This is a genomic window from Flavobacterium sp. UBA7663 (assembly GCF_002483315.1).
Classification (GTDB): Bacteria; Bacteroidota; Bacteroidia; order Flavobacteriales; family Flavobacteriaceae; genus Flavobacterium.
This window is the reverse complement of record NZ_DLHR01000029.1, coordinates 20,710-30,419: the sequence shown is the minus strand read 5'-3', so window position 1 is coordinate 30,419 and position 9,710 is coordinate 20,710. Positions and strand designations below refer to the sequence as shown.

Below are 9,710 nucleotides of genomic sequence, written 5' to 3'. Positions count from 1 at the left end.
TGGTGCAACGCCACTGAGAGCAAGCCGCAGAACGTTGTAAACAATTCTATGATTGACGAAAATAAATACAAATTTAATTGGGGTGACAATTTAGTCAACATAAATACTTTAAGCCCAAATAAAAAATATTTTTACCAAATTCAAAAACCATTTGACTTTTATTGGGGTTGGTTTGTAGCAAAAATTTCATTTCTAGATATTAAAAAAGAAATTATTTACTACAATAACCAATATTACGCATGTCCTATAAATTCTTCAGAGGAAAATGATTTTAAATATGTCTCTTATTCTGAATGTGGAAATTACGCATACTTTTGTGAATTTAAAGATTTTAAAAATGTTTATCATATTTTAATTAATTTCAAAGAAAGGAAGTTTAAACGTATAAAAAAGAAATCCGAAAAAGAAATAATTAAGACAAACTTGACAAAAGACGGATTTAATATAGAAGACTTAAAAATATTCGAATACACGGAATGGGAATTAACTCAAATAAACAAAAGATTTGAAAGGAACATATTCTTTTGTAAAATATGGTTTCCGAAAATTTAAAAACTGTTTACAACAGCGGTTTGCTTCAATGGCTAATTCCAAATTTACCTGTATAAAATCCGCTTCTGAAAAGTATAATCAAACTACCTTTTCTTCAAATACCCAATCACCGTTTCATTAAAAATAAGCGGTTGTTCTACATTAACCACATGACCGCAGTTTTGAATAATGAAAAGTTCAGCGGTTTTAACGTGATTAGCAACGACTTGCTTTACCGAAGGTAAAAACATATAATCTTCTTCGCCCATAACGTAAAGTGTTGGGATATTTAGTTCTTTTTGACGGAACCAACGTAACACTGGGTTAATTTCGGCGGTAAGTTTGAACCATTTGATGAATTCTTTTTGATACAATTTCTTGGCTTCGTTGATAAAAAGTAAGCGCGATTGTTTGTGGTTCTTTTTCGGCATAATCACAAAAGCAAAAAACTTATACAAAACCAAATACGGCAACACATATTTAAACGTATTTCCCAATCGCATTAATACTTGCGAACGGAAATTCATTTTTAAAATCGCACCACCTAAAATCATGCTTTTTACTCGTTCAGGATGCATTTCTGCCAATTGACGAATGACGATGGAACCTAACGAAATTCCAACAAAATGAGAACTTTCAATCTTTAAAAAATCAATAACCTCAACAATGTCTTCGGCAATGGCTTTAAACGTATATTTTTGCTTGAATGCCGATTTTAATTGTTCTTTTGAATCTCCATGACCGCGCAAATCCAACAACAATACATTAAAATGCTTCTGGAAATCTCGAATTTGCTTGAACCAAACAGACGAACTTCCTCCTGCTCCATGAACAAAAGTAACCCATTCTGTACTCGTTTCGTTTTTATAAATTGTGTAGGAAATCAAAATTGTAATTTTGCCAAATGTACTGCTTTTCAACAAACTTAACGGTTGAACAAATTTTAAATTTTAGTATGTAGTTTTTTGAAGTAATCAAATGCTTTTAACAATCGGCTTCCGTACCAAGAAAACATTTCGCCATCGACAAAAACGGTTTTTGCATGATGCGTGAATCGTCCAATTTCAAAAGCATGTTCATCGGTAAAAGGAAAAGGTTCGGATGATAAAAAAACATAATCAGGATCACCTTCTAAACGGATTTTCTTCAACTCGATTTCAGGATAACGTCCTTCTTTTACTTCGTAAATATTCTCGAAATGATTTAATTTCAACAATTCATTGATAAACGTATGATTTCCGGCGACCATATGAGGTTTTGCCCAAATAAAATAAGCTGCTTTTTTAATGGGTTTATCTTTGATGAATTGCTGAAAATCTTGGTAAGCAAAGTTAATTTTGTCTATCCATTTTTGAGCATCAGTTCTTTTATTGAAAAGTTGCCCAAAATCGTGAATCATTTGCAAATTATCTTCAATCGTGAGAATATCGGTTACCCAAACTGGACAAATAGCACTTAATTCATCTACAATTTCTTTGGTATTTTCTTCTTTGTTACAAATGATAATATCAGGCTGAAGCGCTTTTATTTTATCGAATTTGACATTTTTTGTGCCGCCAACAATCGTTTTCGTCGCTTTAAAATGAACAGGATGCACACAAAATTTAGTTATTCCAACTATGTTATCTTCCAAACCTAAATCGTAAAGCAATTCGGTTTGCGAAGGCACTAATGAAACAATTCGTAAAGGTGTGGTTTCGAAAGTGTGTAAAATTCCTAGTTGATCTATTAATTTCATTTAAAAAGTTTAAGATGCTCGTTTTAAACTTGAAACTTGAAACTTGAAACCAAAATCTCTTCCATCTCTTGTTGCAATTTCAACGCTTCTTCCCTAGCCTTTTCTGCGAAATTTGTTCCGTTTGAAGCATAAATAATTCCTCTTGAAGAATTGATTAACAAACCTACATTCTTGCTCATTCCGTATTTACAAACCTCAGCTAAACTTCCACCTTGAGCGCCAACACCTGGAACTAGTAAGAAACTATCAGGAACAATTTTTCTGATTTCTGTGAAATATTCGGCTTTAGTTGCGCCAACTACATACATCAAATTATGAGCGTTTTTCCATGATTTTGAAGTTTCTAAAACCACTTTGTACAATTCTTTTCCATCTACATTTTGAGTTTGGAAATCAAAAGCACCTTCATTGGAAGTCAAGGCCAACATAATCGTGTGTTTGTCTTCAAATGCTAAGAAAGGTTCTACTGAATCTTTTCCCATATAAGGAGCCACAGTTACCGAATCGAAATCTAAATCGTTGAAAAAGGCTCTAGCATACATTGACGAAGTGTTACCAATATCGCCACGTTTTGCATCGGCAATGGTAAAAATTTCAGGATAGTTGGAGTTGATATAATTGATTGTTTTTTCTAACGATTGCCAACCTTTTATTCCATAAGCTTCATAAAAAGCTGTGTTTGGTTTAAAAGAAACACATAAATCGTGAGTCGCGTCGATAATTGCTTTGTTGAATTCGAAAATAGGATCTTCGGCTTGTAGTAAATGCTCAGGAATTTTGTTCAAATCGACATCCAAACCAATACATAGAAATGATTTTTTAGCTTGAATTTGGTCTTGTAGTTGTTGTGTTGTCAAAACGTTGCGGTGTTTAGTGTTAGTTGTTTGGCAAAGTTAGTTCAAAGTTTTGGAAACTCAAAGTAACAACAATTCTATAAAAGTGGGAAATATGTAACATTTACATATTGCTATGTAACACAAATTGATTCAATAAGTTACACCTTTGTTAGAGTTCAAAAAGATAAGTTAAAAGCTTGTCGTAGTCAATTATAAACTTTAAAACATAAAGATATGTCAAATTTATTATACACCATTGCTGTAGTGCTTGTTATTCTTTGGGCATTAGGCTTTTTTGTTTACAGTGCGGGTAATATTATCCACATTTTATTGGTAATCGCTGTAATTGCGATTTTATTTAGATTAATCAAAGGAAGAGAAATATAAATCATTAAAAAATAATAGTATGAAAAATACAGATGTAATTGTAGGAGTATTAGGTGGATTAGCTGTTGGTGCTTTATTAGGCGTATTGTTTGCTCCAGATAAAGGCAGCAATACCAGAAGAAAAATTGCACAAAAAGGAACTGATTTAAAAGATAATTTAAAAGGAAGTTTTACTGATTTTATTGCATCGGTTGAAGATCAATATTCAAACTTTACTTCTAATGCAGAAGAAGTTATTGAAGAAGGAAAATCGAAATTAGAAAGAATGAGTAACGACATTACCAGATAAGAAATAACAATGGAAAATATAGCCACCGATATAGAGCTACTTTATAAAAAAGCAGAAAAGTATTCCAAAACCAGTTTTGAATTACTACAATTAAATACCATAGATAAAACATCAGATGTAATCTCTTCTTTATCGGTTGTTATTTCAATCTCTATTATAGTGGCTATGTTTACCTTGTTTATTAACATTGGAATTAGTCTTTTTATTGGCAAACTCTTAAATGATTATGCTATGGGATTTTTCTTGGTTTCCGGATTTTATTTTATAGTTGCCATTATTGTATTCATTTTTAGAAAAACACTAATTAAAATACCAATCGATAATTTAATTGTTTCTAAGCTATTAAAAGATAAGATTATCTCTGAAGATGAAAGTAATCCAAACCATTTATAAGGATGAAAGCGCTTAAACAAACCGACATTCTTGACAACAAAATTGCTGCGTTAAAAATAAAACGAGCTAATGAATTCGTCGAATTAAAAGAACAATATTTTACTGTTCATAATTCTTTTACCGTTTCCAATATTGTTAATCAAGGTATTTCCGAATTTTACAAAACTGCGACTAACAAAGACAATCTATTTTCTACCATTACTAGTGTTTTAGGCGGTTATTTATCTAAAAGAATGGTAGTTGGCGAATCCAAAAATCCATTCAAACAAATTTTAGGTTACGGAGTTCAATTTGCAGTAACCAAAATACTATCAAAAATTTCTAACAAATAAACAATCAAAAATGAAAAATTTAAAATTTTTACTTATTACACTTGCATCTGGAGTTGCTTTAATTTCTTGTAAAGACGACAAACAAACTAATGCAGAAAAAGAAGTTGTGGCATATGAAATGTATGTAGACTCGTTAAACAATGTTGCCTTAAGTGACATGAAAACAAACTGGGATAGCGTTGAAAATGATCACGAAAGAAGAAAAATTGCAGCTGAAGTTGCTTTACAAGATTTAGAAAATCGTGAAGAATTAGAAGGTAAAATACTAGTTTCTAGCGAAAAATATGAATTATACAAAGCAAGTTATTTAGCTCAACAACCTAAAGCAACAACTAAATCAATTGTTAGAACAGCTCTTTTTGGAAGCGAAGATATTGGAGATGATATGGCATTTACTTGGGTTAACAAAGACAACATTTTAAGAGTATATGACAATTTTACTACTACAGTTGAAAAAAACAAAGAAAGCTACTCAAGAGAAGATTGGGATGAAATTAAATTGTACTATGAAGCATTAGATACTAGAAAAAACACAGTTGAAAACGAAGGTTTATCTGGTTCTGACAATATGAAAATTGCATCAATCAAATTCAAATTTGCTCCTCTTTTAAAAGCGAATAGAATGGGTTCAAAAGCAGAAGAAAATTCAGAAGCAAAAGAATAGTTACAGTTATTGATTCAAAAAAAAATGCCAAGCTATTATTTAGTTTGGCATTTTTTATATTTAAAAAGTTTCCGATTAAAAAACTTCATTTTCTTTTAATTTCTCCATGTTGTTTACCAACTGAAGTTCGTCAACAAATTTTTGAATTTTTCCGTTCATTACACCATCCATATCAAAAACGTCTAAACCAATTCTATGATCGGTTACACGACCTTGTGAATAGTTATAGGTTCTAATTTTTGCCGAACGGTCACCAGAACTTACTTGCGAAGAACGTTTTGTTGCATCTTCCGCTTGTTTGATGGCTAATTCTTTTTCGTACAAACGAGAACGCAATACTTCCATTGCTTTATCTTTATTCTTGTGCTGCGATTTTTGATCCTGACATTGTGCCACTAATCCAGTTGGAATGTGCGTTAAACGAACCGCAGACTTCGTCGTATTTACAGACTGACCTCCAGGACCAGACGAACAGAAAAAGTCAACTCGAACATCGTTCATATCAATTTGTACATCAAATTCTTCTGCTTCTGGTAAAACCATTACCGTTGCAGCTGAAGTATGTACACGACCTTGTGTTTCGGTTTGTGGTACACGTTGTACACGGTGTACTCCTGCTTCAAATTTCAAAGTTCCGTAAACGTCTTCTCCTGTTACTTCAAAAATTACCTCTTTGAATCCACCAGAAGTTCCTTCACTAACATCTACTACAGAAGTTCTCCAACCACGTGCTTCGCAATATTTAGTATACATACGGAATAAATCTCCTGCGAAAATAGAAGCTTCGTCTCCACCAGTACCCGCACGAATTTCCACCATTACGTTTTTCGCATCTTCTGGATCTTTAGGAATCAACATGAATTTGATTTCATCTTCCAATTGTGGTAAACGTTCTTTAGCTTCTTCTAATTGCATTTTGGCCATTTCTACCATTTCGGCATCTGAACCATCTGCAATAATTTCGTTAGCTTCTTTTATATTTCCGTCAAGCGTAATGTATTCTTCACGTTTTTCAACCAAACCTTTAAGGTCTTTGTATTCCTTATTTAATTGTACGTAACGCTTTTGATCGGCAATTACATCAGGCTGAATAATTAAGTCTGAAATTTCGTCAAAACGTTGTTTTACATATTGTAATCTATCTAACATAGCTGTTATTTATTTTGGAGTGCAAAGTTACAATTTTAGTTTAAAGTTTAAAAATTTAAGTTCTGAATCTTGAGAATAAAGTTTTTATCTGAAAATCAACTTCTTAAAAATATTATTTAAAATAAGTCTAAATAAATTTTGAGATTTCATTTCGACTTAATACTTTTGCTTTGTTATTTTAATTAAATCTAAATAAAATGAATAAAATAGTATTATCAACGCTTTTATTGTCTTCGCTACTGGGTTTTAGTCAAGAAAAAGCGGATTCAACTAAAGTTTTAAAAGAAGTTACAGTTGAAGGCACTAGAGAAAACAAATACAAAAAAGAAAGCAGTACAACCGTTTCTAAAATGCCTTTAAAAGACATTGAAAACCCACAAGTGTACAATTCTATTCCTGCAAATCTTTTAAAAGAACAAATAGTAACCAACTTTAACGATGCACTTAAAAACGCAACAGGTGTAACCAGACTTTGGGAATCTACAGGTCGTAACGGCGATGGAGCTGAGTATTATTCTATGAGAGGTTTTGCAGTTCAACCTTCAATGGTAAATGGTTTACCTGCTTTAACCAACACTACAATCGACCCAATCAACATCGACAACATCGAAGTAATTAAAGGACCTTCGGGAACGTTATTTGGAAGTAGTGTGATTTCCTATGGTGGATTAATTAACGTGGTAACTAAAAAACCACATCAAGTATTTGGTGGAGAAATCAGCTACAACAACGGAACGTATGGCAGCAATCGTGTTACTGCTGATGTTAACCTTCCGCTTAATGATAAAGCCGCAGTTCGCGTGAATTCAGCTTACACAACTGAAGAATCATTCCAAGATGCAGGATTTTCAAATGCTTTCTTTTTAGCGCCTTCATTAAAATATGAAGTTAGTGATAAATTGACTTTCTTAGTAAACACCGAATTTTACAAAAATACCTCAGCTAAAGCGAGCATGATTTTCTTGAGTCGCTACTCACCTCTTTCATTTGATTCAATGGAATTGTTTGATAGAAACTATAAAAGATCCTTCACTTCAAATGATTTAACCATGAACAACAATTCGTTCAACATGCAAATGCAAGCCTTGTATAGACTATCAAACAATTGGACTTCGCAAACGGTTTTATCTAAAAGTTCAACCAAAACAAACGGTTACTATCAGTATTTATGGGATTCTGCTAATGGCGATGAATTCACACGTTATATTTCTAAAGCAGATGGAACGTTCTACACTACCGATATCCAACAAAATTTCATAGGCGATTTCAAAATCGGAAACATGAGAAACCGTTTAGTTGCAGGATTGGATTATTACAATTCGAGATTGATCAACGGTGGTTCGGGCTGGGTTTCTAACGGAATTGTTTCATTAGTTAACGGAACAGACAGCGGAGTTTTAACACAAGCGGGAACTGACGCTCTTTTAACCGGAAGTTTTGCAGGAAACACAGAAGCCAACCAAGAAATTATGAGTACTTATGTTTCAGATGTATTAAATGTTACCAATAAATTATCTGTGATGGCAAGTTTACGTTTGGATTATTTTGATGGAAAAACGTCTCAATATGATAGCGAAGAAACAAAAGGTCAAGTAGCTTTATCTCCAAAATTTGGTGCCGTGTATCAAATTGTAGAAAACAAAGTGTCTGTTTTTGGAAATTACATGAACGGATTTAAAAACGTAGCTCCAACAACTGTTGCCGATTTAGATGGAAGCAATCCTAGAACCAAAGAATTTGATCCAGAACAAGCAAATCAATTTGAAGTAGGTTTAAAAACAAGTTTGTACAAAGATATTATTTCGGCATCGGTAAGTTATTATGACATCCGTGTGAAAGACCGCGTAATTACTGATCCAAACAACATCAACAACTCGATTCAAGGTGGTGAAGTAGAAAGCAAAGGTGTTGAATTAAGCATCGTTGCAAATCCAATTAAAGGTTTAAACGTTATTGCAGGTTTTAGTCATAATGAGGCAGAAGTTACAAAAGAATCTCCTGGCGACGGTTATTTAGGATTACGTCCAGAAGAAGCTGGTCCAGAAACGTTAGTGAACTTATGGGCAAATTATACGGTAACGGAAGGACAATTGAAAGGTTTTGGAATTGGTTTTGGCGGTAACTACGCTAGCGAATACAAAACTTTGAACAGAGCCAACACAGGAACTTTCTCTTTACCAGATTACACGGTTTTAAATTCGGCTGTATCGTATGACAACGACAAGTTTAACGTATCATTAAAATTGAATAATATGTTGAACGAAAAATATTATTCAGGTTGGTCAACAGTTACACCTCAACGTTTACGCAGCATTACCGCTGGTGTTACATATAAATTTTAGTTTATTTTCTGTTTAGTTTAAAGTAAGCTCCTCATTTCGGTGGGGAGTTTTTATCGTAATCACATGCAAAAATCAAGTTTCAAAAAAGGCATTCGAAAACTACATCTTTGGTTAGGTTTATCTACCGGTTTAATCGTTTTTATCATTTCGATTACGGGTGCAATTTATGTGTTTCAGGAAGAAATCACGAATTACCTTCGAAAAGATGCTATTTACCATCACGAGGCAAATATCGTCAATAAACAACCGCTTTCGCTTAAAGTGTTAGAGCAAAAAGTAGATGCGTTTACCAATGAAAAATATCCGATTCACTGGGTAACGGTTCCCATTGATAAAAGCCGAAGCTACATTTTCTATTACTACGAAAGAAATCCAGAAGGTTGGAATTTTTATGAAGAATATGTCGTTTACAAATCGGTTTATGTGAATCCGTTTACGGGCGAAATTCGTGGTGTTTATGATGAAACTTTAGATTTTTTCAACATCATCAAATCGATTCACTTCAGTTTTATGCTGAAAACCGATTGGGGAACTTATGTTTGTGGTATTCCTACATTGATTTTTGTTTTCATGCTGATTTCGGGTATTATTTTGTGGTGGCCAAAAAACAAAAACGCCAGAAAACAACGCTTTGCTTTCAATTGGAAAAACGTTAAAAGTTGGAAACGCAAAAACTACGATTTGCATAATATTTTAGGATTTTATGTTTCTTCATTAGCTTTTGTGGTTGCCTTTACGGGATTATTTTATGCGTTTTTCTTCATTCAAGCGATTTTATACTTTGTTTTTTCAGGTGGAAGCACAACGTATCCTGATTTTTCGCACATTCAAACCAAAGCACCAATCGAAATGCGAAACGAGCATACGTTGGATAAAATTGGAAAAAAAGTCGAGGAATTATATCCAGATGCGTTTCAATACAGTTTGGATTTTGGTTACGAACATTTAGACGACCACGAACATCCGAATTATGATGTGTTTGTAAAGCAACTCTCCTACTCGTATCATGTGAATCACAGTTTGATTTTTGATGAAAATTCAGGAGAATT

General features: G+C 33.1%; 12 protein-coding genes. 8 read left to right on the top strand and 4 right to left on the bottom strand.

Annotation, left to right across the window (positions count from 1 at the left end; translation table 11 throughout):
- Nucleotides 1–552, top strand: a 552-nt coding sequence (locus B2741_RS13055) for a hypothetical protein (protein WP_291139777.1), incomplete at its 5' end; no start/stop codon positions are given.
- 83 nt (nucleotides 553–635) lie between these two features.
- Here the strand turns inward: B2741_RS13055 and B2741_RS13050 are convergent.
- From B2741_RS13050 to pyrF, 3 genes are read right to left on the bottom strand one after another with little or no spacing between them, the layout of a single operon-like run.
- Nucleotides 636–1,418 (bottom strand): alpha/beta fold hydrolase, encoded by a 783-nt coding sequence (locus B2741_RS13050; RefSeq protein ID WP_291139774.1) that lies wholly within the window; start codon nucleotides 1,416–1,418, stop codon nucleotides 636–638.
- A 56-nt stretch (nucleotides 1,419–1,474) separates the two neighbouring features.
- A complete protein-coding gene (locus B2741_RS13045) occupies nucleotides 1,475–2,269 on the bottom strand; it encodes an ABC transporter substrate-binding protein (RefSeq protein ID WP_291139771.1) in 795 nt (264 codons plus the stop codon).
- Nucleotides 2,270–2,292: 23 nt separating this feature from the next.
- Nucleotides 2,293–3,126, bottom strand: coding sequence for an orotidine-5'-phosphate decarboxylase (gene pyrF, locus B2741_RS13040; protein WP_291139769.1), 834 nt, complete (start codon nucleotides 3,124–3,126; stop codon nucleotides 2,293–2,295).
- A gap of 213 nt (nucleotides 3,127–3,339) precedes the next feature.
- On the opposite strand from pyrF, the gene B2741_RS13035 reads away from it, so the two are divergent.
- From B2741_RS13035 to B2741_RS13015, 5 genes are read left to right on the top strand one after another with little or no spacing between them, the layout of a single operon-like run.
- Nucleotides 3,340–3,492, top strand: coding sequence for a lmo0937 family membrane protein (locus B2741_RS13035; protein ID WP_291139765.1), 153 nt, complete (start codon nucleotides 3,340–3,342; stop codon nucleotides 3,490–3,492).
- Nucleotides 3,493–3,511: 19 nt separating this feature from the next.
- Nucleotides 3,512–3,781 (top strand): YtxH domain-containing protein, encoded by a 270-nt coding sequence (locus tag B2741_RS13030; RefSeq protein WP_133606107.1) that lies wholly within the window; start codon nucleotides 3,512–3,514, stop codon nucleotides 3,779–3,781.
- A gap of 9 nt (nucleotides 3,782–3,790) precedes the next feature.
- Nucleotides 3,791–4,174: a hypothetical protein gene (locus B2741_RS13025; RefSeq protein ID WP_133606105.1), complete on the top strand. Its 384-nt coding sequence runs from the start codon at nucleotides 3,791–3,793 to the stop codon at nucleotides 4,172–4,174.
- A 2-nt stretch (nucleotides 4,175–4,176) separates the two neighbouring features.
- Nucleotides 4,177–4,506: a hypothetical protein gene (locus B2741_RS13020; RefSeq protein ID WP_133606103.1), complete on the top strand. Its 330-nt coding sequence runs from the start codon at nucleotides 4,177–4,179 to the stop codon at nucleotides 4,504–4,506.
- Nucleotides 4,507–4,516: 10 nt separating this feature from the next.
- Nucleotides 4,517–5,170 carry a hypothetical protein gene (locus B2741_RS13015; RefSeq protein WP_291139758.1) on the top strand — a complete coding sequence of 218 codons (654 nt, stop codon included), beginning with the start codon at nucleotides 4,517–4,519 and terminating at the stop codon, nucleotides 5,168–5,170.
- 75 nt (nucleotides 5,171–5,245) lie between these two features.
- Here B2741_RS13015 and prfA read toward each other — a convergent pair whose 3' ends face one another.
- The gene (gene prfA / locus B2741_RS13010; RefSeq protein WP_291139756.1) at nucleotides 5,246–6,319 is read right to left on the bottom strand and encodes a peptide chain release factor 1; all 1,074 of its coding nucleotides are present in this window, start codon (nucleotides 6,317–6,319) and stop codon (nucleotides 5,246–5,248) included.
- Nucleotides 6,320–6,516: 197 nt separating this feature from the next.
- On the opposite strand from prfA, the gene B2741_RS13005 reads away from it, so the two are divergent.
- Entirely contained in the window at nucleotides 6,517–8,661 is a 2,145-nt protein-coding gene (locus tag B2741_RS13005; RefSeq protein WP_291139753.1) for a TonB-dependent siderophore receptor, read from the top strand.
- 63 nt (nucleotides 8,662–8,724) lie between these two features.
- On the top strand, nucleotides 8,725–9,710 hold a 986-nt coding region (locus tag B2741_RS13000), incomplete at its 3' end, for a PepSY-associated TM helix domain-containing protein (protein ID WP_291139751.1).